Annotated in this window: 26 protein-coding genes and 1 tRNA gene; 17 read left to right on the top strand and 10 right to left on the bottom strand. The window is 37.5% G+C overall.

Annotation, left to right across the window (positions count from 1 at the left end; translation table 11 throughout):
* The first annotated feature begins 53 nt into the window (after positions 1–53).
* From gcvT to AKG98_RS12825, 5 genes are all read left to right on the top strand, one after another.
* Positions 54–1,148, top strand: a complete 1,095-nt coding sequence (gcvT, locus tag AKG98_RS12845) for a glycine cleavage system aminomethyltransferase GcvT (protein WP_067046305.1) — start codon at positions 54–56, stop codon at positions 1,146–1,148.
* Positions 1,149–1,315: 167 nt separating this feature from the next.
* Positions 1,316–1,702 (top strand): glycine cleavage system protein GcvH, encoded by a 387-nt coding sequence (gene gcvH, locus AKG98_RS12840; protein WP_067046303.1) that lies wholly within the window; start codon positions 1,316–1,318, stop codon positions 1,700–1,702.
* Positions 1,703–1,833: 131 nt separating this feature from the next.
* Positions 1,834–4,740, top strand: a complete 2,907-nt coding sequence (gene gcvP, locus AKG98_RS12835) for an aminomethyl-transferring glycine dehydrogenase (RefSeq protein ID WP_067046302.1) — start codon at positions 1,834–1,836, stop codon at positions 4,738–4,740.
* Positions 4,741–5,252: 512 nt separating this feature from the next.
* Positions 5,253–5,567 (top strand): hypothetical protein, encoded by a 315-nt coding sequence (locus AKG98_RS12830; protein ID WP_067046300.1) that lies wholly within the window; start codon positions 5,253–5,255, stop codon positions 5,565–5,567.
* Positions 5,564–6,037: a hypothetical protein gene (locus tag AKG98_RS12825; RefSeq protein ID WP_067046299.1), complete on the top strand. Its 474-nt coding sequence runs from the start codon at positions 5,564–5,566 to the stop codon at positions 6,035–6,037. Before AKG98_RS12830 ends, AKG98_RS12825 begins: the two co-directional genes overlap by 4 nt.
* 424 nt (positions 6,038–6,461) lie before the next feature.
* Here the strand turns inward: AKG98_RS12825 and AKG98_RS12820 are convergent, their stop codons facing one another.
* Together AKG98_RS12820 and AKG98_RS12815 are read right to left on the bottom strand one after the other, a co-directional pair.
* The gene (locus tag AKG98_RS12820) at positions 6,462–6,953 is read right to left on the bottom strand and encodes a hypothetical protein (RefSeq protein ID WP_067046298.1); all 492 of its coding nucleotides are present in this window, start codon (positions 6,951–6,953) and stop codon (positions 6,462–6,464) included.
* 67 nt (positions 6,954–7,020) lie between these two features.
* Positions 7,021–7,341, bottom strand: a complete 321-nt coding sequence (locus tag AKG98_RS12815) for a hypothetical protein (protein ID WP_067046297.1) — start codon at positions 7,339–7,341, stop codon at positions 7,021–7,023.
* 667 nt (positions 7,342–8,008) lie between these two features.
* On the opposite strand from AKG98_RS12815, the gene AKG98_RS12810 reads away from it, so the two are divergent.
* Complete coding sequence (locus AKG98_RS12810; protein ID WP_067046296.1) at positions 8,009–9,379, top strand: hypothetical protein; 1,371 nt, start codon at positions 8,009–8,011, stop codon at positions 9,377–9,379.
* Positions 9,380–9,411: 32 nt separating this feature from the next.
* Here the strand turns inward: AKG98_RS12810 and AKG98_RS12805 are convergent, their stop codons facing one another.
* Positions 9,412–9,972, bottom strand: coding sequence for a tyrosine-type recombinase/integrase (locus AKG98_RS12805; RefSeq protein ID WP_067046295.1), 561 nt, complete (start codon positions 9,970–9,972; stop codon positions 9,412–9,414).
* 202 nt (positions 9,973–10,174) lie between these two features.
* Here AKG98_RS12805 and AKG98_RS12800 point away from each other — a divergent pair, with 202 nt between their 5' ends.
* The 4 genes from AKG98_RS12800 (at position 10,175) to AKG98_RS12785 (ending at position 12,351) form a co-directional block, all read left to right on the top strand.
* A complete protein-coding gene (locus AKG98_RS12800) occupies positions 10,175–10,501 on the top strand; it encodes a hypothetical protein (RefSeq protein WP_067046294.1) in 327 nt (108 codons plus the stop codon).
* A 225-nt stretch (positions 10,502–10,726) separates the two neighbouring features.
* Positions 10,727–10,939 (top strand): hypothetical protein, encoded by a 213-nt coding sequence (locus tag AKG98_RS12795; RefSeq protein ID WP_067046292.1) that lies wholly within the window; start codon positions 10,727–10,729, stop codon positions 10,937–10,939.
* A 242-nt stretch (positions 10,940–11,181) separates the two neighbouring features.
* Positions 11,182–11,256, top strand: a tRNA-Gly gene (locus AKG98_RS12790).
* A 231-nt stretch (positions 11,257–11,487) separates the two neighbouring features.
* The gene (locus AKG98_RS12785; protein WP_067046290.1) at positions 11,488–12,351 is read left to right on the top strand and encodes a GyrI-like domain-containing protein; all 864 of its coding nucleotides are present in this window, start codon (positions 11,488–11,490) and stop codon (positions 12,349–12,351) included.
* A gap of 117 nt (positions 12,352–12,468) precedes the next feature.
* Here AKG98_RS12785 and AKG98_RS12780 read toward each other — a convergent pair whose 3' ends face one another.
* Positions 12,469–13,200 (bottom strand): hypothetical protein, encoded by a 732-nt coding sequence (locus AKG98_RS12780; RefSeq protein WP_067046288.1) that lies wholly within the window; start codon positions 13,198–13,200, stop codon positions 12,469–12,471.
* A gap of 161 nt (positions 13,201–13,361) precedes the next feature.
* On the opposite strand from AKG98_RS12780, the gene AKG98_RS12775 reads away from it, so the two are divergent.
* Complete coding sequence (locus AKG98_RS12775; RefSeq protein WP_067046286.1) at positions 13,362–13,769, top strand: hypothetical protein; 408 nt, start codon at positions 13,362–13,364, stop codon at positions 13,767–13,769.
* 198 nt (positions 13,770–13,967) lie between these two features.
* On the opposite strand, the gene AKG98_RS12770 is transcribed toward AKG98_RS12775, so the two are convergent.
* Positions 13,968–15,662, bottom strand: a complete 1,695-nt coding sequence (locus AKG98_RS12770) for a hypothetical protein (RefSeq protein WP_067046284.1) — start codon at positions 15,660–15,662, stop codon at positions 13,968–13,970.
* 685 nt (positions 15,663–16,347) lie between these two features.
* Between AKG98_RS12770 and AKG98_RS22475 the strand changes: the two genes are divergently transcribed.
* Positions 16,348–16,524, top strand: coding sequence for a hypothetical protein (locus tag AKG98_RS22475; protein WP_198155517.1), 177 nt, complete (start codon positions 16,348–16,350; stop codon positions 16,522–16,524).
* A 224-nt stretch (positions 16,525–16,748) separates the two neighbouring features.
* Here the strand turns inward: AKG98_RS22475 and AKG98_RS12765 are convergent, their stop codons facing one another.
* Positions 16,749–17,144, bottom strand: coding sequence for a hypothetical protein (locus tag AKG98_RS12765; RefSeq protein WP_067046282.1), 396 nt, complete (start codon positions 17,142–17,144; stop codon positions 16,749–16,751).
* Positions 17,145–17,333: 189 nt separating this feature from the next.
* Here AKG98_RS12765 and AKG98_RS23000 point away from each other — a divergent pair, with 189 nt between their 5' ends.
* A complete protein-coding gene (locus tag AKG98_RS23000; protein ID WP_369814927.1) occupies positions 17,334–17,522 on the top strand; it encodes a hypothetical protein in 189 nt (62 codons plus the stop codon).
* Positions 17,494–17,844, top strand: coding sequence for a hypothetical protein (locus AKG98_RS12760; protein ID WP_067046280.1), 351 nt, complete (start codon positions 17,494–17,496; stop codon positions 17,842–17,844). Before AKG98_RS23000 ends, AKG98_RS12760 begins: the two co-directional genes overlap by 29 nt.
* A gap of 496 nt (positions 17,845–18,340) precedes the next feature.
* Here the strand turns inward: AKG98_RS12760 and AKG98_RS12755 are convergent, their stop codons facing one another.
* Together AKG98_RS12755 and AKG98_RS12750 are read right to left on the bottom strand one after the other, a co-directional pair.
* Positions 18,341–19,336, bottom strand: coding sequence for a hypothetical protein (locus AKG98_RS12755; RefSeq protein WP_067046278.1), 996 nt, complete (start codon positions 19,334–19,336; stop codon positions 18,341–18,343).
* A 57-nt stretch (positions 19,337–19,393) separates the two neighbouring features.
* Entirely contained in the window at positions 19,394–19,789 is a 396-nt protein-coding gene (locus AKG98_RS12750; RefSeq protein WP_067046276.1) for a hypothetical protein, read from the bottom strand.
* Positions 19,790–19,930: 141 nt separating this feature from the next.
* On the opposite strand from AKG98_RS12750, the gene AKG98_RS12745 reads away from it, so the two are divergent.
* On the top strand, positions 19,931–20,122 hold the full coding sequence (locus tag AKG98_RS12745) for a hypothetical protein (RefSeq protein ID WP_067046274.1): 192 nt from the start codon (positions 19,931–19,933) through the stop codon (positions 20,120–20,122).
* Between the two features lie 297 nt (positions 20,123–20,419).
* Entirely contained in the window at positions 20,420–21,046 is a 627-nt protein-coding gene (locus tag AKG98_RS12740; RefSeq protein ID WP_067046273.1) for a hypothetical protein, read from the top strand.
* Between the two features lie 166 nt (positions 21,047–21,212).
* Here the strand turns inward: AKG98_RS12740 and AKG98_RS12735 are convergent, their stop codons facing one another.
* Positions 21,213–21,614, bottom strand: a complete 402-nt coding sequence (locus AKG98_RS12735) for a hypothetical protein (protein WP_067046271.1) — start codon at positions 21,612–21,614, stop codon at positions 21,213–21,215.
* A gap of 141 nt (positions 21,615–21,755) precedes the next feature.
* Between AKG98_RS12735 and AKG98_RS12730 the strand changes: the two genes are divergently transcribed.
* The gene (locus tag AKG98_RS12730; protein ID WP_067046269.1) at positions 21,756–22,769 is read left to right on the top strand and encodes a DUF2235 domain-containing protein; all 1,014 of its coding nucleotides are present in this window, start codon (positions 21,756–21,758) and stop codon (positions 22,767–22,769) included.
* 462 nt (positions 22,770–23,231) lie between these two features.
* Here the strand turns inward: AKG98_RS12730 and AKG98_RS12725 are convergent.
* Positions 23,232–23,565: hypothetical protein (locus AKG98_RS12725; protein WP_067046267.1), on the bottom strand; the 334-nt coding region annotated here is incomplete at its 5' end.

Raw genomic sequence — 23,565 nt, 5'->3', positions numbered from 1 at the left:
TTTACTTGATCCCAAAGTCTTGATTAATAACTGTCAATTAAAGGAATTATAGAATGGCTCAACAAACAGTACTGTTCCCGAAGCACGTAGAAGCAGGGGCAAAAATGGTGGACTTTCATGGTTGGGATATGCCAATCAATTACGGTTCCCAGATTGCTGAACATAATGCTGTACGCGAAGATGCGGGTATGTTCGATGTGTCACACATGACCATCGTTGATATCAAAGGCGCTGACGCTAAGCCGTTCTTACGTTATTTACTTGCCAATGACGTGGCAAAATTAACTGTTTCTGGTAAAGCACTATATACCGGAATGTTACAACAAGATGGTGGGGTTATTGATGACCTTATCGTTTACTTCTTCAATGATGAATACTACCGTTTAGTGGTGAATTCAGCGACGCGTGTTAAAGATTTAGCATGGATCAACAAACAAGCTGCAGAATTTTCTGTAGACGTTACTGAATTACCTGAACTGTCTATGATTGCAGTACAGGGCCCGAAAGCCAAAGAAAAAGCCGCTACTGTATTTACTGCAGAGCAAAACGCCGCAGTTGAAGGCATGAAGCCATTCTTTGGTGTACAAGCGGGTAGTTTGTTTATTGCTACAACGGGTTATACCGGTGAAGCAGGTTATGAAATTGTCGTACCACAAGACCAAGCTTGCGATTTATGGCAGAAACTTGTGGACGCAGGGGTTCAACCAGCAGGTCTAGGCGCACGTGACACACTACGTCTAGAAGCTGGCATGAACCTTTATGGTTTAGATATGGATGAAACTGTATCACCGCTAGCCGCTAACATGGGCTGGACGATTGCTTGGGAACCACAAGAACGTGACTTTATCGGTCGCGCAGCGCTAACGGCTCAAAAAGCAGAAGGCACTGACAAACTTGTTGGTTTAGTACTTGAAGCGAAAGGTGTATTACGTACTGGTCAAAAAGTCGTATTCACTAACGCAGCAGGCGAAGCATGTGAAGGCGTTATCACTAGTGGTAGCTTCTCACCAACACTTGGTTTTAGTATTGCATTTGCACGTGTTCCAGCATCAATCGGTGAAACGGCTGACGTTGAAATGCGCAAAAAGCTTGTTACTGTTGCAGTAACTAAACCAGCGTTCGTTCGTAATGGTAAAAAACTAGTTTAGTGCTACGTTTGATTTAACTGAAAATTGTATGACGTCAGCTGAGTTGCCGATCTTTATTTCGAAAGAATAGTAATAATTCTGCTTATAAAGAAGCGCAATTCAGTGTCTACAGCGTTACCAAATAAAAACATAATCATTTAAGTAAAAGACAAAAGGAAGTTTCAACAATGAGTAATATCCCAGCTGAATTAAAATATGCATCTTCACACGAATGGGTTCGTAACGAAGGTGACGGTACTTACACTGTCGGTATTTCTGACCATGCTCAAGGCCTTTTGGGTGATATGGTATTCATTGACTTACCAGACGTAGGTGATGAAGTTACTGCTGGCGAAGATTGCGCAGTAGGCGAGTCTGTTAAAGCCGCATCAGATATCTACGCACCAATCAGTGGTGAAATTGTAGCAATCAATGAAGAATTAGACGATTCTCCAGAGTTAGTAAACTCAGATGCATTCGGCGAAGGCTGGTTGTTCCGAGTTAAAGCTTCTGACGAAAGTCAACTCGCCGCGCTGTTAGATGCTGCCGGTTATGCTGAGTCAATCGAAGACTAATTTGTTGTTGAAACCCTGAGCTAGCCTCGGGGTTTTTTTTTAGTGTTTAAACGCTATTTGTTATTTTTAAACATGAATAGATATCGTTAAGCGCTATTTTAATTTGTAATAGTAAAAATACAGGGAATTGCATGAAAACCCATACCCCACTTGCCCAGTTAGAGCAGATTGATAATTTCGCCCGTCGCCACATCGGCCCTTGCGAAACAGAAACTAAAGCGATGTTAACGAAAGTTGGCGCAGACTCTTTAGAAGACCTTATTCAACAAACAGTACCAAGCTCGATCTTATTGGCAGAAGATATTGTTGCTGGCCATCAGTTATCTGAAGTTGCCGCACTGCAAGAATTAAAAGCCATCGCAGCCAAAAACACAATAAATAAAAGCTACATTGGTATGGGCTATTACGGTACTAACGTGCCGAATGTTATCCTACGTAACGTATTCGAAAATCCAGGCTGGTACACGGCATACACGCCTTACCAACCAGAGATTGCACAAGGTCGTTTAGAAGCACTACTAAACTTCCAAACCATGACTTGTGATCTAACAGGCATGGATTTAGCAAGCGCATCTTTACTTGACGAAGCAACAGCCGCAGCTGAAGCAATGGCAATGTGTAAGCGTGTTTCTAAAAACAAAAAATGTGATAACTTCTTTATCGCCGACAGCGTACATCCACAAGTCGCTGACGTGATGATCGAACGTGCAGAGCACTTCGGTTTCACTGTTATTCAAGGCCCTGCAGAAACAGCGCCTGAGCATGACTTGTTTGGTGCGGTACTGCAGTATCCAGGTACAAGCGGCGATGTAACAGACATCAGCGGTATTATTGCGGCTATCCAAGCTAAGAAAGGTGTTGTTGCTGTTGGTTCTGATCTACTGGCACTGACACGCGTTAAGTCACCGGCTGAACTCGGTGCTGACATCGCATTTGGTAGTTCACAACGCTTTGGTGTTCCAATGGGTTATGGCGGTCCACACGCTGCATTCTTCGCAACATGTGACAAACATAAGCGTTCTATGCCGGGTCGTATCATTGGTGTTTCTAAAGACACCCATGGTAAACCAGCACTGCGTATGGCAATGCAAACGCGCGAGCAACACATCCGCCGCGAAAAAGCCAACTCAAATATTTGTACTGCACAGGTATTGCTAGCGAACATGGCTGGTTTCTACGCAACGTATCACGGTCCAGAAGGCCTAAAAGATATTGCTAAGCGTGTACACCGTTTCACTGATTTATTAGCAGCAGGTCTTGTTAAAGGTGGTTTAAGCCTGACTAACAATACGTGGTTCGATACAATCACTGTACAGTTAGACAACGACCAGTTAGATAACAAAGAAAAAGTGGTTACTCGCGCATTAGCAGCGGGCATTAACTTCCGTCTTGACGCTGAACATCAAGTGGGTATCAGCTTAGATGAAACGATCACGCAAGCAGACCTAGCGACATTATTCGACGTACTATTGGGCGATGACCACGGTATCTCGGTTGATGCACTAGAAGCTGAACTAGCAGCAACTGGTAGCACGTCTATCCCTGCTGAACTTGAGCGTGAATCTGCATTCCTAACACACCCAGTATTTAATACGCACCATTCTGAAACAGAAATGCTGCGTTATATTAAATCGCTGGAAAATAAAGATTTAGCCCTTAACCATTCAATGATTTCATTAGGTTCTTGTACCATGAAACTGAATGCGGTTGCCGAGATGATCCCAGTAACATGGCCTGAATTTAGCAACATGCACCCGTTCTGCCCAGCAGATCAAGCGGTTGGTTATAAAGTGATGATTGACCTGTTAGAAGACTGGTTAGTTAGCATCACAGGTTACGATTCAATTTGTATGCAGCCTAACTCGGGTGCACAAGGTGAATACGCGGGTCTATTAGCAATTCATAAATACCATGAGTCACGTGGCGAATCACATCGTAACATCTGTCTGATCCCTAGCTCTGCGCACGGTACTAACCCTGCATCAGCGCAAATGGCGGGTCTGAAAGTTGTCGTTACTAAGTGTGATGCAAACGGTAACGTTGACGTTGCAGATTTACGTGAAAAAGCGGAAGAGCTAAAAGACAATCTTTCTTGCATCATGATCACGTACCCATCGACACACGGTGTATACGAAGAAACGATTAAAGAAATCTGTCAAATCATTCATGACAACGGCGGCCAAGTTTACATGGACGGCGCAAACATGAACGCACAGGTAGCATTAACATCGCCGGGCTCTATGGGTTCTGATGTTTCTCACCTTAACCTACACAAAACATTCGCTATTCCACACGGTGGCGGTGGTCCAGGTATGGGTCCTATCGGCGTTAAAGCGCACTTGGCACCCTTTGTTGCTGGTCACGCTGTTGCTGACACGGGTAAAGAAAGCCGTCACAACGGTGCGGTTGCTGCTGCCCAGTTTGGTAGTGCAAGCATCTTGCCGATTACGTGGATGTACATCAACATGTTAGGTACAGCAGGTCTGAAACGTTCTACACAGACAGCTATCTTAAATGCTAACTACCTAGCTAAAAACTTAGATCCACTGTTCCCAGTCCTTTATAAAGGCCGTAATGATCGTGTCGCGCACGAGTGCATCATTGATTTACGCCCACTTAAAGAAACAACGGGTATTACCGAGTCTGATGTTGCTAAACGTTTAATGGATTATGGTTTCCACTCGCCAACAATGAGCTTCCCAGTTGCGGGTACGCTAATGATTGAGCCAACTGAATCAGAATCTAAAGCTGAATTAGATCGCTTCATCGAAGCAATGACAGGCATCCGTGCCGAAATTGCTAAAGTTGAATCGGGTGAGTGGACTGCAGAACAAAGCCCACTCCATAACGCACCACACACACTGGCTGATATTGTTGACGCTAACTGGGATCGTGCTTATGACCGTGAAACTGCAGTTTACCCTGCACCTTACGTGAAGAAAGACAAGTTCTGGCCTACAGTAAATCGCATCGATGATGTGTATGGCGACCGTAACTTATTCTGCTCATGCCCACCCGTTGAATCGTATAACGATTAATTTTGGTGTGTAACGTGTCACAGCGTTAAAAACATGAAGTGATAAGAGCGAGTCCTGCGAAAGTAGGGCTCGCTTTTTTTATGGGTTGGAAATGGTATTAGAGGCGGGGGGAGTTGAAGCCCAAAACACTACTGGATGAAATTACAGTGTTAATTTTTTGTAATCGGTAGCCCTATCCATATGTATCCAATACGACCCATCCTATGCCGCCAAAGTGCCGCCGTTGTTAATCATATATAAATTATTATTTATTAAAAAATAAAGCTCAAGTTTTTCATATTTAAATGATTTTTTTCTTGCTGAGGATGAAAATAGTAATAGAATCAAGCTAATGATAAGTTTTTTTAGTTATTAATTAGATTTATGAAATAAATGGATAGAAATGCACTATCTATAAAATAAAACGAAATATCACAGTGATACTTTATTAATCGCAATTTACTACGCTGGTAGATTTGCAGTGTCGAGTAGCAAAATTATATCAATGTGATACGAAAGCTGAGGTGGTAATTATGAGGTTGTACGTTGTCGATAGTAAGGGGAAAAAAGTTTTCCTTCAAATAGTGGCTCCATCAAGGAGAGAGCTGGTCAATAAGGTTGGTGGTCATAAACTCATGATCAATGATCAGCAATATGTTATCAAAGACGTAAAGGCCGCTAACTCTAATGAAAATGCTGCTGCAGCAATGGTAATTGGCGGTGCGATAGGCTTATTAGGAGGCGTACCAGGTGTTATTGCTGGGGGAACTTTAGGCGGGTTACTAGGTAGCGAAAAAGATAAAAAAGAACAACGCCAAGTAGAGCAGTTCAACAGGAGTAAATTGTGAATAAGACGGTCTTATTTTCAGCTTTGGGTTTAGTTGCTATGTGTATTATTTTTTCATTAAATCAAGTTCTAATAATGCTTGGTATTCGTTACTTATTAGAGTCTGGTTATTTAATGGGTGCTTGTACAATATTTGTATTCGTATCAATTATATGCCATGGAGTTTATGTAAATGAATCTGTATTAGAAGATGTACCAATGTTTAAAAGTAATCAATTATGGATCTTAGAAATATTAGTCAATATAGCAACATATGTTGCTATCACATCTACTGCTATCACACTCCTAAAAGCTTTATATATTCAACAATTTTATGGTGATATTCAGTATTTTCTGGAATTTAAAAGCTATGACATATATACAATGTTTGGCGTTAGTTGTGCATTACTTTGGTTTTCGATGTTTAAGTGTTGGCTACTATTTCATGAGGCGTTAAATTCTCATGGATCTGCCGTAGTAGAAAAGGCATAACAACGTTGTTATTTTAACTACTCATAGTGGCCTGTTAAGCCAGACATTACTTGATAAACAGATGTTTCAGGCTTATTTTAGCTGAAACATTGATTCCCCAATTTAGTGCAAAATTATCTCATCAATTTTAGTCAGTTATAGCTTACTTAATGTGTATAAATAAGCCCTTTAGTGGTGTTCTTCAATGAGCATGCTTTGGGTTATGCGTGTTACATACAATATGTTAAATAGAACCTGAATTGATGAAATTTACTTGATGGGCTAGCGTAGAATAGATATTGAATTAATTAGTTCGCTAGGTTTACGTAGCGAACTACAGTCTTATTTGGATTTCACGTAACATGCGTTATACGCAGTTGTGATGGTAGTGTAGGTAGTCAATAATCTAAACTACATAAAAAAATATACTGAAATTGAAGCCTTATTATACCTTAGGGTAATTCACTACCCATGGATCAGTGCAACCTCGTTTTCTATATATTTGAACTGTCTTGTCAATTAATCTACTGGCAATATCCATTAACGCCCCTGTACCACCACCAATAGCTGATAACTCATAAATGTAGCGTTCGCCGACAAATGTAGAACGATATTTAGTTAATATATCCACAGTAAAGCTACTATCAAATTGTGATTTTATGTCTTCTGGTAAAGCATTAAATAAATCTAACAAATCATGTGCGCTCCCCCTCTTTACTACTTTAGAGTTAAATCGGTACTTCTCATTCAACTCATTTTCATTACCTGTAATCTGAGCATGAAAACTTTTAAACAGTATTTCTAAGGACAAAGCAGCATTAACTATAGAGATACTAACGCTGTGAGGCCACATTAGTTGGGATGCTTTATTGTATAAATATGATGTCTCAAGCATGTGAGGCGCTAAAATCCAACTTTCTTTTAATTGATTTTCCATAAATATCCTAAGGCTCATAACGCCGCAAATAATCGTTTATACGCTGATTGATTTGCCTTGTTATGTTTTATCTGCGTTTAAATAAACGATATAGAGCATTTAAATTTAAACCTATGCCCATGAAGTTTGGCTTTAATTCAACAACGTCTTCTTGAGGCTCTTTGGAAACTAACTCGACCTTTTTTGACTCAAGCCATTCTCGCCCACGAAAAGTTATTCTAGGCTCTAAGAAACAATCACCAATGTCTGAACATGCATTCATACCACTTACTAATTTATGGTTAATCATCTCTTTAAAAGTAACAATATCAATTTCCGATGATTCATTAATTGATTCCACATTCGGATTTTCAATTAAATACTCAAGTATTAGTTTATGCGCTTCCATATTTTCCTTTAATCCTTATTGTAATGTCTTGGCGATTACAATAAAGATACCACCTGAATTAAACGCTGTCAAATCAACGGTTTAAGCATGCATTACGTTTGTTTAATTCATTTTAAGCAAACAAATGCAACATCCGCACAAGCTATTTTGATACTATTGAAAATGTTTAAGAAGAAAAATAAATCAGTCGATTTAAGTGAAAAGCTAAAATACGTGATGCTTGAGAACCCAAGCAGATAAATTTTTATAAAGCCTCCTAATTGGAGGCTTTTTCGAGCTAGGGATTAAATCGTTAATACACGGCCTTTCAACATAAATACTATAATGCGCAGTGCCAAAACTACACTAGATTAAAATGTCATGTTAGAACCGTATTTTCTACAGTTAAATCCTTCAAATTACCAATATATCACTAAGATGATTTTGCACTATCTTGGTGAATATCCATTTCAGCGTAAATATAACTCAAGCTTTCATTTTGATATATACCGTGAGTGATAAAGTGATATGTCGTAGCGCTGAACTGTTAGCATGTAGTGTAAAAGATCTTGTATAAAATTAAATAACCAAATTAATCAATGGTATAAAGAATGTGTTAGTATTCTCAAACGGTGTACACAATATGTGATTCACGACCTTAACTACTTATTTTAAATTAGAGCTACTTATGATGGGAAACTCAGCTTCAGGCTTAAACAGAAAGCAATCCAATTTGGTAAACAAAATAGAGCAAGCTTACAATATGATGCTTGCTGAGTTTCCTTTTTCAACAGAGGCGTTGTCGAAAAGCTTAGCGACAATCGAACTTGATGATTTAAGTGAAGCTAGTAAGAGTTTTAGACAAGAGGAAAAAGTAAAAGTAAATCGGATATTTAAGTACTTTAAGATACTAAAAGATTGCGAAGACTATTTTATTAAATTTAATGCAGATGAAAATGAAAGTTCAGCTCATGCTCTAAAAGATAGATTAATGAGTGATCAGAATATTGTTATACGTGTTACAGAGATAATAAGGGAGATTGACCCTAAAGGTAAGCTTAATGTTTCTTCACTCTTTAATGACTTGTATAACTTATATGGAGAGCATATTTTTGCTCTAAGAGATTATTTGTTAACTGAATCTACACGTCGAGTTGAATATCAGTTGAGGCTTTTAAGTGATAAACAGCGTTCAGTTATGCTTTTACTTAAAGAGAAAGAAGACGAATTATCAAATTCAATGCGAGATAGTTTTAACAAATCAGAAATGGAAATGTTAGACAATGTAAATGAAGCAAGAAAACAATCTTTTATTGAAATATCTGAGAGAGAGGAAAACTTTAGAAAGTTTATTTCCAGCACTGAAAAAAAGCATGCGGAAAAAATTTCAATTCAAGAGAAAGAGATATTTGAATTAATATTGAATAATAAGTCTGAAATATTAGAGCAAATGAAAACAGAGTCGGATAAGGTTACTGGAGAGTTTAATGATGCTTTCAGTAGTAATTTAGACAGTTCTAAGATCAAAATCGAACAACATGTATCTGGATTTGAAGAATCTAATAATGAGATAAAAAAGATGTTAGAAGCCACTGGTAGTGGTCTACTTGCAAATAACAATCTCTGCCAAGCAGAAAAAGAAAAAAAATCTGCAGACAGATTAAGGTTTGGCGGAACACTGATCTTAACTTGTCTGATTTTGTATACAGGGTTTGAAGTCAATGAGTTAATAACAAAAGTTGATAAAATTAACACGATGTTCCTTTTAGTTAGATTTTTATTAATTTTCCTTGTAACTATGCCCGGTATCTATTTATTGAAAGAATCATCTAGACACAGAGCTGATGAAAGAAAATATAGAAAAGTAGGAATCCAATTAGCAACTATTAATGCATATTTAGATAGTTTTTCTGCGGAAGAAAAAGGCAAGATAAAACAAGATTTAACGTCTAATTTTTTTGGTGACGGAGACGTGAAGTCTGATATATCTACTGTTCCTGATATGCAAAAATCAATAGATAAGCTACTTGATACAATATCTAGTATGGCTAAAAAATAAAATAACTTGTTACCAAACCATTATTAATAGAGTTAATCAGCCAAAGGATTCAATCTAACCGCATCCTCTAAATGCTCTGGTGCAAAATGTGAATATTTCATCGTATCGACAATTGATGCATGACCCAGTATTCGCTGCAGCACCAGAATATTACCACCATTCATCATAAAATAACTCGCAAACGTGTGTCGTAACACATGGCTCATTTGCCCTTTAGGTAATTCAAATCCTGCGCGTTCTACCGCTTTACGAAATGCTTTAAGGCTGCTGCTAAACAAATGCCCCTGTTTTTTAGGTAGTCGCTTGGCAAGTTCTGCGGATATTGGGATCGTGCGAGGTTTATTACCTTTGGTATTCATAAACGTCACTTTGTTATTATGAACATGCTCACCTTTTAAGTTTTCAGCTTCACCCCAACGGCAACCAGTCGTTAAACAAATTTCTGCAATTAATCTAACGTGTATATTACGGCCGTTATCCAGCTCGTTAAGTAAGATGGGTATTTGCGATGCTTGTAAGAATCCCATTTCAGGCGTTTTATATTTTAATGCCCGCATACCGGCAATCGGGTTTCCTGCTTTCCATTCACCCAAACGGCTTAATTCATTGAATAGGGCATTCCGATACGTTTATCCTTTGCTTTCACGCCAATATATTCCTCAAAGCGTAAAGCCTCCGCTTTAGTGCTAAAGCGTTTTCTTATCCTACGGCCACCACGACCAAACGGATACATTTCAACGAGGTAATAACCATCTAGTCGTTGCGGAACAGCCTTTAAAATATAGACCTGAAGGCATGCTTATTACAGATGAGTATTTGGCTTTTGGAGACGGCACTATATCTAAGAGTAGGGGAGTTGCTAGCGCTACGCTTATCTCGAATACTTCTGCAATCTCAATTGGTGTTACAAAAACAAAGAGTAAGCATGTTACATCAACACTCTATTTTAACTCGTTAGATAGCATGGAACTCTTTCATAAAAGAGACTGGTATATAATTCAGTTACGTAATGATGAAAATCATATAGCAAAACGTTTTTATACCTTAAGTAGGAAGAAAGCTGAAAGATTTATTGACGCGATGAATTTGTATATATCCACAGCAAAGGACTTTGGGGTGTAGTGAATTTCATACTTTCTGAAATATCTAAAATGCTATTCTCGATATTAACTAATACTATCAATAGGATTTGATAATGAGTAATGCATATAGTTGTAACGAGAGTAGGGCTGGAAAAAGCTGGGGCCAACTTTTTAATAAAAACATGGAAGAAATGGGCCTTGTCGCGTCGATAAAATGCTATTCAAATCGAAAAGCATACGGTATACGAGCGAGGGCGATAGCATAATGACTTTTGAATTCATAAAAGATAAGTTTTTATTGATCATCGCAGGGCTTGGATTTGCAGCATTTGCATTTATTGGATCTCCTTTGATAACAGAATATATCGATGTTTATTTTATCGTTATCATTGTTGTTATGTTCTGTGTTGACAGGTTAGAAATCAGAAAATTAAAAGCTGAAATAAAACAACTTAAAAGTAAGTCTTCGGCGGAGTAAGTTTCATCATAACGATAGTTCGTAATAGGGGCAGGGTAAACACCGATGCCCTAGTTTAGTGAAACATTATCCCATCATTTTTAGTTCGTCATAGCTAAGTTAGGATCTATAAATAAGCCTTAGTGTAGGTGTGCTTCAAGTGAGCATGCTTTGGGTTATGCGTATTTTTTGTGATCCAGTTACTAAAAAACGGAGACAGACTAGACTACGCAATGATATTTATGAGAATATTATTGAAATTAGCGTGCATCGTATAATGGCTATTACCTCAGCCTTCCAAGCTGATGATGCGGGTTCGATTCCCGCTGCACGCTCCAGTTCTAATCTAAAGCGCTGGTCACTCCAAATATCCAACTTCTTATTTAGATCTTATATAACTGCGTAATGCGCAGAACCAATATTAAATCCCATTTAAAATGTCTTATTAGAGCCTCATGTCTTACAGTTTAATCCTTTCAATATTCTGTATAGCAATTTCAATCAGGCATTGGTTTATGTTCACAGATATCATGATCTCGATTTCTTAATTGGGAAACAGAAGGTAGATAATGCGTGTAGATAAATACCATGAAGAGCGGATTAAAAGAGTTTGTGATTACATTAATAATCACTTAGATGAAGATATGTCGCTGGAAACATTGAGCAACGTTGCAATATGTTCTAAATATCATTTTCATCGTATCTTTAAGTCCTTCATGGGGCTTAGCACTATTCAGTTTTTGCTGCTTGCCAGAATGAAGCGAGCCTCTTTTAGATTGGCATTTGAATCAGAGAAAAGCATTATTGATATTGCTTACGAAGCCAGTTTCGAAAGCCCAGAAGCATTCTCGCGGGCGTTTAAAAGAATATTCAAGCAATCACCTTCCCAATTTAGGAACAATCCAGAGTGGCAGTCGTGGCACTCTAAATATGAATTTGAACCACCAATAGTTGGAGAGATCGTTATGGACATAAAGGTTATTAATGTTGAAGAAAAGAAAGTTGCGCTGATAGAGCATAAAGGCGACCCTAAATTAGTTTTTGATACAGTAGCAAAATTTATCGCTTGGAGAAAAGAAACGGGTTTATCTCCGATTAAAAAGAGTGACACTTTTGGTATTCCATACAGCGATCCGAATGACACACCAAGTACCGAATTTCGGTTTGATATTTGCGGTACGCATTACGGTGAAGTTCCAGATAATAAATATGGTGTAAAATCAGGTGTGATCCCGAGTGGCCGCTGTGCTGTTGCTCAACATAAAGGTAGTCATGATAAAATCAGTGATACTGTCTATCACTTGTATCAAACATGGTTACCAGATAGTGGTGAAGCGCTGCGTGATTACCCTTGTTTCTTCCACTACTTGAATTTTGTGCATGAAGTGGATGAGTGTGAATTGGTAACAGATATTTACCTGCCTATTAAATAGGTTTTGCATTTGGTAAAATATCAGTTACCTGATATTTCCATAAACAGCGTTTTCGGCTCAGGCCTTAATTGTAATCGGTGCAAAAACTAAGTTCGTTGTTCTCATTAACTTCCCAATTTACACCTTAGTCCCATTAATCGTCACTTCAACAAGCCTCGTTGTTGATTTACCCTCTACTGATTGAACGCCGAAGCCATGCTCCACAGCAATCCAAGATATAGTATTGATTTTATCGGTCGAGCCGTCTGGCATTGTTATTGAACTATTGAATTCAAATTTACATGTTTTATAAGTACCTGCAGGAACAGTAATTGTTTCGAACCCTTTAAAGGTAATTTTACTATCATTTATATAATCCACGTCTAGAGATGGTGATTCAACTCTCATAGTTGTTGTTTGTTCATAGGCACTACCACTATTAAGATTAAATTTCGTTAAGTGTCCCGGCGTTAAAGAAGTTTCTATACTCCCCAAAATAGTATCTGTTGTATTTCCTAAAAAAGAGATTGATTTTTCATTACTGTCAACAAAGACGTAATTGTAACTTGTCTCAGTCATTGATTCTTCAGTAAGAGTATCCTGGATTCGAATTGCAGGTTGTCCTTTAAAGGGCTTTTCATCTAGTACTTTATAATTATGTGTTATAACTTCGTCATTATCTTTTTTAGTCTTTAAAGTATATTCAGTACCTACAGTAACTAAAGTTTCATTAAAACATACTGAAGCATTCACAGTGTCACTGCCACTGCCACTGCCACTGTCACTGCCACTGTCACTGTCACTGCCACCACTACCACAACCCGTTGTAGTAAGAATCAATGCAAGTACAGATACAGATTTAATATTCATATAATATTCCTTGAAATGAAAGTTCACTCTTAATTTTGATATTTGTATTAATTATCAGTCTATTAGTATGTTTGATGACCTAATAATATATTTATGACTGTATTTATCGACCTTGGTGCTACATTACCCCTTTGTGATTAATTAAGATATAGGGAATTAGTATGAGAAAGATAATACCGGTGATGGTTATGGGGTTGTTTGTGACGGGCTGTTCATCACTTTTTGAACTAGGGCCTAAAGAGTTTTATAACAATGGCTCTAAGGTTGTCATTGGTTACTCTTCGCCTGAAGCTAGCTGGGAATGCAGTGAAGTAGGTAAGGAGAAGTTTAATGCTCAAGCTAAAGATATTATGGGTGTTATTCGTTTAGGGCCAAATACGCGAAAAGCGACTGATTTAGGTTCTGAGTTTTTTGCCAGCAAGGCTCCAGATCATAAGTCGAACTATGTAAATCGGTCATTTTACACGAAATCTGGAATGAGTTTTTATATGACATCTGATGATGATACGGGGATTTATTACAGTTGTCCTTCGCTACCTTTACAGTTAGGTGAAAATAAAAACGGCTAATACCGATACAATTTTCGTCGTTATTAAAGCTGCCTAATGAAGTGAAGTAACCCCATAAGTTGGACATTAACTTGATGGGCTAGCGTAGAATAGTTGAATGGATATTGAATTAATTAGTTCGCTAGGTTTACGTAGCGAACTACAGTCTTATTTAGATTTCACGTAATATCGTTATTAAAATACGCAATAGGTTAATTATTACTTAACACAAACCAGCGACTTATCAGTGCCAAGTTTATCATTGATAGAATGCTGACTCGCTAACATTGCATCGTCATTAAACTCTAATTTCCATATTGTATTATTCGATGGTTCATCTCTCGATAAAAATACGCGTTCTTGTAATAGATTCAATTTATCATTCTTTTTTAAATCGTTCCAAAGACGTTGATATTCATCTTTAGTTGCAAGTAACCCATCCATATTTGTACAAAGATTTCGGATCTGTCTACCATTATAATCTTTATTAAGTAACTCTTTATCGTCGAGAATACCATAGTCATTGCCTTCTATATTATAGGTAACAGCAGGCACTAACTCACTCGGAGAGAGTTTAATTGTCGATAAATATTTTGTATCGGTATTATGGGTACGAATATATGTCGTTGCAGTGGGTAATGTATCAAAATGCAACACTAAGGTATTATCAACAGGCTTGTTATTACGATCGAGTTTATAAGCAACACTACCGCTATTAAGTGATTGTCCAAGCATCGTAAGTGAAACCTGTTCATATTCCTTTTCATCAGGTAAATAATAAAATGCCAATGTCATTTCATTTTTTGCGTTAAGCTCCGTTGTCACAAATACAGACGGTACGTTTACTTCACCGATCGTTGTTCTGTCTATTTCTGAAAAATTTTCAGTAATAAAGGCTTGGCTATACGGAACTCCGAATCCATAAGTCATTGCTGAATCATGGGAAAAACCAAATGCATGATTTGTTTCATGAAAGAACGTATTATAGGTTCTTTGATGATAGGGTCTATAATTCCATGAACCTTCTGTAATATAACCTTTATAAACCGCCGCTTTACCTGAGGTGTTCGCTGCTTTTTTATTATTAATCCAAGGTCTATCACCACCACCTCTGCCAGCTGAAAAATAATCGCCCGCCAATACCCGTATGTTAAACGTATGACCCTCAGCGCCTAATGCAAGCATATTACGTGATGCATATGACAAAGGTTGAGTACCATACTTTGTACACTCTTTAAAAAACGGGCAATAAGTATTCATTGTTTTTGTTATAAATGGGGGAAATGCAACGGTATTCAATGCATTGTGCAACATCACTATGTGTGTGTTATATATTGTTTTTTGTTTTGGATTAGGCGGTAGGTAACAATATCTTGGTACCCTCTCACAAGACTTATCCTTGGGTGGAAAGATGACTTGAGGTAAAAATAGCTTCATCTGGTTATTATGACGAATATTGCTGAGTGCTAACCCTGGTAGTTCAAATACAACCGAGCTAAAGGGTTCAACAACGGTATCAAATCTTAATAACGCCACGTTATCATTCGTTATACCATCATTATAATTTACCGTGATCTGACTCACTTTCTGTGGTGTTGTATTCTTAAAGACATATTCATCGTCAGCGATAAAAAATGTCATATTATCAAGTCTGTACTCTTTAACTTGACCTGGGTCGTCCACTGATCCGCTCTGAACAACAGCTGATAATAATGTTAATCCCTTAGGTTTCACCGAAAAAACCTCAGATACTTCTTTTTTATCGCTGAAATTAAAGTGATGAGTTGTGCTTGTGACTATATCGACAGCAGGCGGTATATGACTAGTTGCAATAGTCGGTATATAACTAGCTGCAACAGCGACAGTTGAAAATAAAATAGTTAAAGCTAAAACTGTAAAGCCTTTATTAAACATATAGTAATCCTTCGTGTTCATTTATTAAATCTGAGCGTGATGCGAAACTGTCTTTCACACCATAAAATTGTAAATAAGTGCTATTAAGGGCAAAACTGTTAAAACTAAGTGCAGATATTAGTAGCGTAAATATAGTGCGCACCTGATTCTCCAAGCATTATATGCTGTTGTAAGTAACTGATCTCGATGGTTGCAAATATTAATTAAATATTAATTAAATGTTATTTAATTTGAATGCTATCGCACTTATTGAATATTTTTTTAGATCTTGATCACAAAATAGTGCAACATAAAAACCATCTCGTTACATTTCTGTTTGTTTTTTGTTGTTTTATCACCTGTTAGGTTGGACGGGGGACGGGGGTTGGTTCGGTCTGTGTTGGTTTAATGTGTTGATATTAAACGGTTAGCAGTGTATTGCACTGAATTGAGTTTTGGGTGTAATTTAGGGTGATTAGTTTCAGTTTGGTTTAAGTCATTAACCCATTATTTTTAAAATTGGTCATGTTAAGCGGTGACTTTCTGGTCTTAGCGGCTTTGTTGCAACGCTCAAATAATATTCAATGATGTGATTTGTGATTTCTTCAACGGATCGTTTCATCGTTTTCATTTGTGTTATGGTTCGATTTTCTACACGTTACAACCCACAGTTTTAGTTCGCTTAATGCGACGTGATAAGGATATTATGAAGCTAGTAATTTTCGATTGTGACGGGACATTAGTTGATAGTGAGCTCTTATGTAATTTAGCTCTCGAATATCAACTTGCTGAATTAGGCATCAAATCTGATGCTATGGGTCTGGAACCTCAAAATTGTTGTGTTGTTGAGGATAGCTTGCTTGGGCTAGAGTTATTTAAATAGAGTAAGTCGCGGAGTTACCCACGACTTAATCATCTATGTGATGTTTTTAACTCACACTCGACAGGACTAATAAACCGTAGTGGTTATGTGTACTTTATCTTTCAACTGAAAAAAATAAGGTTATTAGCACTGAGCAAGTCGTTAGCCTGTGTCGCGATTCCCAAAATCAAAAAAGCCTCCAATTAGGAGGCTCATTTCAATTAACCACGACAGTTAACGTATTATTATGCTTCAGCTGTTACTTTAGCTTTAGTTACTTTTTTTGGTGCCGTATTTAGTTCGCTAATAAGCACAGTCAGTTGATCAATTTTGCTTTCTAATTCACTGAGTGCTGAATCTTGATCACCCGTAAAACGGCTAGTGATGCTTTGAAATTTAGTTTCAACTGACTCTAACGTGATTTTTTTAGCAAAGATTGCAGACGTTTGTTCTTTTAGATTCGACTCAACTTGCGCACCGCGCTCAACAAGAGATTCAAAAAATTGCGTTGCTTTATCTGATGATTTTGATGCTTGATCAAAGATAGTGCCATAAACACCAAAACCAGCTGTGACAGATTTTTTTGCTGTGTCTTTTGCGATAGTTAAGATAGTTTTTGCTTGGTCAAGTAAGTTACTCATGATAATCACTCCTGGTTAAATAATGTAGATTAAAGTTTGTTCCAACAGAGTGAATCATATTGTTTTTATTTAGAAATATAATTCCATCGCAAACAAATAAACGCCTAATGATAAATAGCCGTTCATCACATAGGAGGAAATATTAGATAAAACCCAACCAAAGCGGCAAGTGGTGTATTACGACGAAGTATTGCGTTTTCAAATGCAGGTTTAGAGCTTAATGAGGAAAGTCATCTTGATAACGATGGTCACACGCCACTTAATATTGCAATTATGAATAACGATGTGGAATTAGTCGCATTGTTAATTGAACTTGGTGAAAAAGTGACAATAAAAAATCGCCTCATACATGGGAGTGGATCAAGCTTGTTGGACTAATGCTAATCAACCTGAGTTTACTCAGTCTTTTTTAACGTTAGCGGAAGGCGCAACGGCTACTATTTCAGGGGTTACGTTAGAAAAACCTCAAAGCAGCCCAGATATCTATATTTACTGTACAACTGAAGAGTTTGATGAATCCGCGATGAGAGACTTTGGCTATGATTCATGTGTGGTCATTGAACAGCCTGAAAAACTTTTTGAATGTATCAGTAAATCACTAAAGCATAAGGGCTCGTATGAAGGTAGTCATAAGTGCAAGTATCAACCTCGCCGAATGCCACATGACTTTGACTCAGACGTACACCCAGCATTGATTTAAAAAAATGAATATTCTTATCAAAAAGAGGTGAGAAGTATTTGGACACCTACTAAGGATAAAATTCAACCCATTATAATTAGATCTGAAGAGATAAATAGGTATTGCCGCATCATCAGTATTTGATTACAAAGCAATTAAGGTGATGCCTTGCACTCGGCGGTTTTAGTATGTGCGTTTAACAAAAAATAAATTATATATAACATGCGCTGTATGTAATTGGGTTGCTACCCGGCAAGCGTTGTGACAAAACCCAAGTTCAACACCCTTCATCTGCAGTAATTATCTGTGGCACAGTGCCTAGCGTGCAGGCTCCCACATATTCCAAATAGCAATCGCCCGGAGCTCTTTTTAATGAATTAAATATAGCGGTAGAGAAAATTCGAACTTCCAACCTTGCGCTTAGGGGCGCTTGCTCTATCCTGAACCAGATTTTGGCACGACCTAGTCTAGTATTTGCTATAAAACTGGTTCATATCTACCACGTAGCTTTGGTGAATTAGTAATCTCTCGTAATAATCGTAGGTATGATCTGAAGTTCTATATCTAGATCAAATTGCTTCTCAGCCGAGGTAAAGTTGTATACCCCTGAGCTATCTATGCTGATTACAGACATATCAATTTTGTTAAAATCATCACTTAATTCTTGTCTACTCCCAACAATCATCAGCTCTGTTTCTCCGTCTCGGAGGTCGGCTAGTAATCGAATTAAGTTTTTATAATTGTCATTTTCAACATCGGGGTTATCAAGCATTTCTTTTAGTTGTTCTGTCGATATAATATGTTCTTCCTGTTTCTTTAAATTCTCAACCAGCCAACTATATGTATTTTCACTAGGGTATGAGTTAGAATTTCTTCTGATTTCTTCATTTATAGTTGTACTATTTATAGCGGTATTATGTACTAGTTCGAACTTATAATTATTGTTATCATCATGAATCATATTATATAAATTCATATCGTCCTGATTGAAGGAATAACAAACATTGATAACAGCGTCTTCAGGCTTATATGGCCCTTTAGAAAAAAAACCACCTATCGTTAGTTCATTATTTATATGGGATTTAGCTTTTATAAAATAGCCTTGACCCCCTCCCCGCATTAGAACCGCACCACTTATAGCTAGATTGTCAGTAATTGCTCGTGCTTCCCATATGTCACTAGCGAGGAACTGTGTTAATTCACCTAAGTATGCAACCGAGCTGCTAAGTAGATTTTCATTAACAATATTCATCCCTCTAGTTTGGCACAAAGCTGCGACTTCAACTGCATCTACAGAGCGACTCTCTAATTTATGAAATTCAAGTGTACCGGCACCAGAATATGGGGAGAAAATAATCTGACCATCATCTTCTGAATTATCTTGAACTTGATACAAATTGGTTTCTGCTAGACACGATGTTGATACCAATAAAGGCAGCGTAAGCATTGCTAATTTATTAAGTTTAATATTACCCAAAATAGTTGAATTCAATATGTTGTTATTTTTTTTCATTATAAAATTCCAAATTAAGGAGGCTCATTTCAATTAACCACGACAGTTAACGTATTATTATGCTTCAGCAGTTACTTTAGCTTTCGTTATTTTTTTTGGTGCCGTATTTAGTTCGCTAATAAGCACTGTCAGTTGATCAATTTTGCTTTCTAATTCACTTAGTTTTGAACCTTGATCACCCGTAAAACGGCTAGTGATGCTTTGCACTTTAGTTTCAACTGACTCTAACGTGATTCTTTTAGCAAAGATTGCAGACGTTTGCTCTTTCAGGTTTGACTCAACTTGCGCACCGCGATCAACAAGAGATTCAAAAAATTTCGTTGCTTTATCTGATGATTTTGATGCTTGATCAAAGATAGTGCCATAAACACCAAAACCAGCAGTGATCGACGTTTTTACAGTGTCTTTTGCGATAGTTAAGATGGTTTTTGCTTGGTCAAGTAAGTTACTCATGATAATCACTCCTGGTTAAATAATGTAGATTAAGGTTTGTTCCAACAGAGTGAATCATATTGTTTTTATTTAGAAATATAATTCCATCGCAAACAAATAAACGCCTAATGATAAATATCCGTTCATCACATAGGAGGAAACATGAGTAAAAACATTATTCTTTGTTTAGATGGTACATGGAACAAACCAGGTGAAGGTGGGCATACAGAAAGCGAAGAAACGTTCACTGGCAAATCCACTTTTGACTTATATTTAGGTGGAATGATTGGCACTTATCACAGCCTTATCTGCAATGGAAATTCGCTTTATGGGAGCGAATATCACCATTTGTGATAATAAATTCAAAGGGTAAACAATAACTATCAACAGCTAAATGAACCTTGTTTGTATTACCGCCACGGCTTAACCAGATGCCTTTTTTTGACCAAATAAAACGAAGATAAACCGTATTCCATCGACTGAAATATTCATCTGGACGCGTTGTGGATAGCCAGTGGTTTACTCTAAAAAATCATCCGCTTACAATAGCTATAGGTACTTTTCAGTGTTCAGATTGTCACAAATACTGTCTTCAACTAGTATAGTAGTGGTATTCGGCTGGTACTCTTTGTAAAGGAGAAAGGTGCGTTGATGGGTATGATATCAATATATGAAACGGGTAAAATGCGGGTCGAAATTGGCAATGATGAAGTAGTAAAAATTTTTAAAGTTAGACCACGTTACAAAAAACGCTATAATTGCGAAAAACTCGCGCTGCTCAGATTAAAAGGTCTATCTGGATTTCCTGAAATAATTAAATATAAAGATGATGATACTACTCTAACTATGACACGTTTATTTGGTGAAAATAAGGAACAACTTTCTGATGAAGCACTGCAACATTTGCGCTTACTGGTTGAGAAAATGTTAAGTGCAGGTGTAGCTCGTCACTCTTTACCAGAGCGCGATTTACTTATTAAAGGTGGCAAGGTTTCTATCGTTGATTTTGAACGCGTGACACTTCGTGGTTCGCCTTGGTCACCAATGTGGTTGATTTCTAAAAAAGTAACACGCTTCCATCTACTTCGTTTAATTTCGCGACATAACTCAGCGCTATTATCTGAAAAAGAGAAAAATAAGTTGGCATATTTTTCAAACATACGTGAAAAGTTACAAGTTCTAAAACGACTCCGTTCAAAAGGACGCAAAGTTTGGCGTTCAAAAACAAAACCTGGTGAGTATACGAACAAATTTGAAAGTGAAAAGGCGAAAAAATAACTTATCAGTACGCGTTATTGTACTTTAATATCAACGATATGGTGGCGATTGAACATAAAATTATTTTGCACTCTCTTGGGGTATTAACCTGTGTCGCGATTCCCAAGATAAAAAAACCTCCAAATAAGGAGGCTCATTTCAATTAACCACGACAGTTAACGTATTATTATGCTTCAGCTTCAGCGGTTACTTTAGCGTTAGTTACTTTTTTGGGTGCCGTATTTAGTCCGCTAATAAGCACAGTCAGTTGATCAATTTTGCTTTCTAATTCACTTAGTTTTGAATCTTGATCACCCGTAAAACGGCTAGTGATACTTTGCACTTTAGTTTCAACTGACTCCAACGTGATTTTTTTAGCAAAGATTGCAGACGTTTGCTCTTTCAGGTTTGACTCAACTTGCGCACCGCGCTCAACAAGAGATTCAAAAATTTGCGTTGCTTTATCTGATGATTTTGATGCTTGATCAAAGATAGTGCCATAAACACCAAAACCAGCAGTGACAGATTTTTTTGCTGTGTCTTTTGCGATAGTTAAGATAGTTTTTGCTTGGTCAAGTAAGTTACTCATGATAATCACTCCTGGTTAAATAATATAGATTAAGGTTTGTTCCAACAGAGTGAATCATATTGTTTTTATTTAGAAATATAATTCCATCGCAAACAAATAAACTCCTAATGGTAAATAGCCGTTCATCACATAGGAGGAAACATGAGTAAAAATATTATTCTTTGTTTAGATGGTACATGGAACAAACCAGATGAAGGTGGACATACAGAAAACGAAGAAACTAATGTTCGGAATTTGTGGGAGATCTTAGATAAAACCCAACCCAAGCGGCAAGTGGTGTATTACGACGAAGGCGTCGGTTCGCACTGGTACAATAGTCTTATTGGTGGGATATCAGGGTGGGGGCTGGCTACAAACATAAGGGAAGCCTATTCCGAATTATGTAAACATTATGAGCGTGGCGATAAAATATTTATTTTTGGTTTTAGCCGAGGCGCATATACCGCCCGTTCACTCGCTGGTATGATCTACAGTTGCGGACTGTTAAATAAAGACCAGCTTACTGAGACGTCTATTGAACATGCTTTCGATGTTTATAAGCATGCAGATAAGCACGAAAAAAATAGTTTTAAACAAAATAATACCAGGTGTCTGATCGAAGTGATTGGCGTATGGGACACTGTTGGTTCGCTTGGTATCCCTATCGGATTCTTAAAAGAAATCACCAATAAATACCTTCAATTTCATGATACAAAACTTAACAAAGATGCTTTGCATGCATATCATGCCGTTTCAATCGATGAGCAGAGAGAAACGTTTAAGCCTACCTTATGGGCAATGCGTGCTGGTACTGATAATCAAGTCATAGAGCAGGTTTGGTTTTCGGGCGTTCATGCGGATGTCGGAGGGGGATACAAAGAAAGGCATCATTCTAATGTTGCATTTAATTGGATGATAGCCAAAATAAAACACAAAGTGGAGTTAGATACTCGTTATTACCCTTACCCTGAAGATGTATCGAAAAAAATACATGATTCATACAAATTTTACTACGGAGGAAAGGAGCCTAGGATCGCCTCGGTAACCGATATAAATACCCCAAGTGTCCATGTATCTGTACTCCAAAAATTAAAGCTAATTGATGACTACATACCCCTCGCGTTAGTGGATCTTAATAGTAGGGTCGGACTTGGGCCCTATAAGGCAGTGAAGTGAACGGTTTAACTACTTGTATTTTCTTTGCTTTTTGCTAACGGACTCGAAATGAGAAGACTTAAATCGGAAGTTAGAAAGCTTAAAAGTAAACTGCCGATTGAGTAACGTTAATTATTCTAAGTGCCGTAAGTGATGCTCATGAGTTAGATAAAGCGATTGAAAACGTGGGTAGGATCTGCAACTCTATATCTAGATCAAATACCTTACTAACCCCGCCAAAGCTGAATTTCCCAGACTCATCTACATTGATTACAACCATATCAATTTTGTTAAAATCATCACTTATTGTTTGCCTCGCTGCAACTGTCAACTTTGGTGCAGGAAACTCTTGGAGGTCCTTCAGTTCTCTAATTAAAGCTTTATTAAAAAAGTTTTCACCGGTCTCAGTAATTTAATTCCCAAGATCAAAAAAGCCTCCAATTAGGAGGCTCATTTCAATTAACCGCAAGAGTTAAAGTATTATTATGCTTCAGCAGTTACTTTAGTTTTAATCACTTTTTTAGGTGTAGTTTTTAGTTCGCTAATCATCACTGTAAGTAGGTCAATTTTGCTTTCTAATTCACTTAGTGCTGAATCTTGACCACCCGTAAAACGGCTAGTGATACTTTGCACTTTAGATTCAACTGATCCTAACGTGATTTTTTTAGAAAAAATGGCAGACGTTTGCTCTTTTAGCTTCGGCTCAACTTGCGTACCGCGCTCAACAAGAGATTCAAAAAGTTGCGTTGCTTTATCTGATGATTTTGATGCTTGATCAAGGATAGTGCCATAAACACCAAAACCAGCAGTGACAGAT

This window comes from Moritella sp. JT01, assembly GCF_001574435.1.
Classification (GTDB): domain Bacteria; phylum Pseudomonadota; class Gammaproteobacteria; order Enterobacterales; family Moritellaceae; genus Moritella.
This window is presented reverse-complemented; position numbering and strand designations above follow the sequence as displayed.

Coding starts and splice junctions, on each gene's coding strand:
- AKG98_RS12775 (WP_067046286.1), top strand. CDS start 13,362: ATGAGAAAGATAATACCGGTGATGGTTATGGGGTTGTTTGTGACGGGC.
- AKG98_RS12735 (WP_067046271.1), bottom strand. CDS start 21,614: ATGAGTAACTTACTTGACCAAGCAAAAACTATCTTAACTATCGCAAAA.
- AKG98_RS12760 (WP_067046280.1), top strand. CDS start 17,494: ATGGGAGTGGATCAAGCTTGTTGGACTAATGCTAATCAACCTGAGTTT.
- gcvP (WP_067046302.1), top strand. CDS start 1,834: ATGAAAACCCATACCCCACTTGCCCAGTTAGAGCAGATTGATAATTTC.
- AKG98_RS12820 (WP_067046298.1), bottom strand. CDS start 6,953: ATGGAAAATCAATTAAAAGAAAGTTGGATTTTAGCGCCTCACATGCTT.
- gcvT (WP_067046305.1), top strand. CDS start 54: ATGGCTCAACAAACAGTACTGTTCCCGAAGCACGTAGAAGCAGGGGCA.
- gcvH (WP_067046303.1), top strand. CDS start 1,316: ATGAGTAATATCCCAGCTGAATTAAAATATGCATCTTCACACGAATGG.
- AKG98_RS12770 (WP_067046284.1), bottom strand. CDS start 15,662: ATGTTTAATAAAGGCTTTACAGTTTTAGCTTTAACTATTTTATTTTCA.
- AKG98_RS12795 (WP_067046292.1), top strand. CDS start 10,727: ATGACTTTTGAATTCATAAAAGATAAGTTTTTATTGATCATCGCAGGG.
- AKG98_RS12750 (WP_067046276.1), bottom strand. CDS start 19,789: ATGAGTAACTTACTTGACCAAGCAAAAACCATCTTAACTATCGCAAAA.
- AKG98_RS12740 (WP_067046273.1), top strand. CDS start 20,420: ATGGGTATGATATCAATATATGAAACGGGTAAAATGCGGGTCGAAATT.
- AKG98_RS12830 (WP_067046300.1), top strand. CDS start 5,253: ATGAGGTTGTACGTTGTCGATAGTAAGGGGAAAAAAGTTTTCCTTCAA.
- AKG98_RS12815 (WP_067046297.1), bottom strand. CDS start 7,341: ATGGAAGCGCATAAACTAATACTTGAGTATTTAATTGAAAATCCGAAT.
- AKG98_RS12730 (WP_067046269.1), top strand. CDS start 21,756: ATGAGTAAAAATATTATTCTTTGTTTAGATGGTACATGGAACAAACCA.
- AKG98_RS22475 (WP_198155517.1), top strand. CDS start 16,348: ATGAAGCTAGTAATTTTCGATTGTGACGGGACATTAGTTGATAGTGAG.
- AKG98_RS12785 (WP_067046290.1), top strand. CDS start 11,488: ATGCGTGTAGATAAATACCATGAAGAGCGGATTAAAAGAGTTTGTGAT.
- AKG98_RS12800 (WP_067046294.1), top strand. CDS start 10,175: ATGCTTATTACAGATGAGTATTTGGCTTTTGGAGACGGCACTATATCT.
- AKG98_RS12765 (WP_067046282.1), bottom strand. CDS start 17,144: ATGAGTAACTTACTTGACCAAGCAAAAACTATCTTAACTATCGCAAAA.
- AKG98_RS12755 (WP_067046278.1), bottom strand. CDS start 19,336: ATGAAAAAAAATAACAACATATTGAATTCAACTATTTTGGGTAATATT.
- AKG98_RS12745 (WP_067046274.1), top strand. CDS start 19,931: ATGAGTAAAAACATTATTCTTTGTTTAGATGGTACATGGAACAAACCA.
- AKG98_RS12810 (WP_067046296.1), top strand. CDS start 8,009: ATGATGGGAAACTCAGCTTCAGGCTTAAACAGAAAGCAATCCAATTTG.
- AKG98_RS12780 (WP_067046288.1), bottom strand. CDS start 13,200: ATGAATATTAAATCTGTATCTGTACTTGCATTGATTCTTACTACAACG.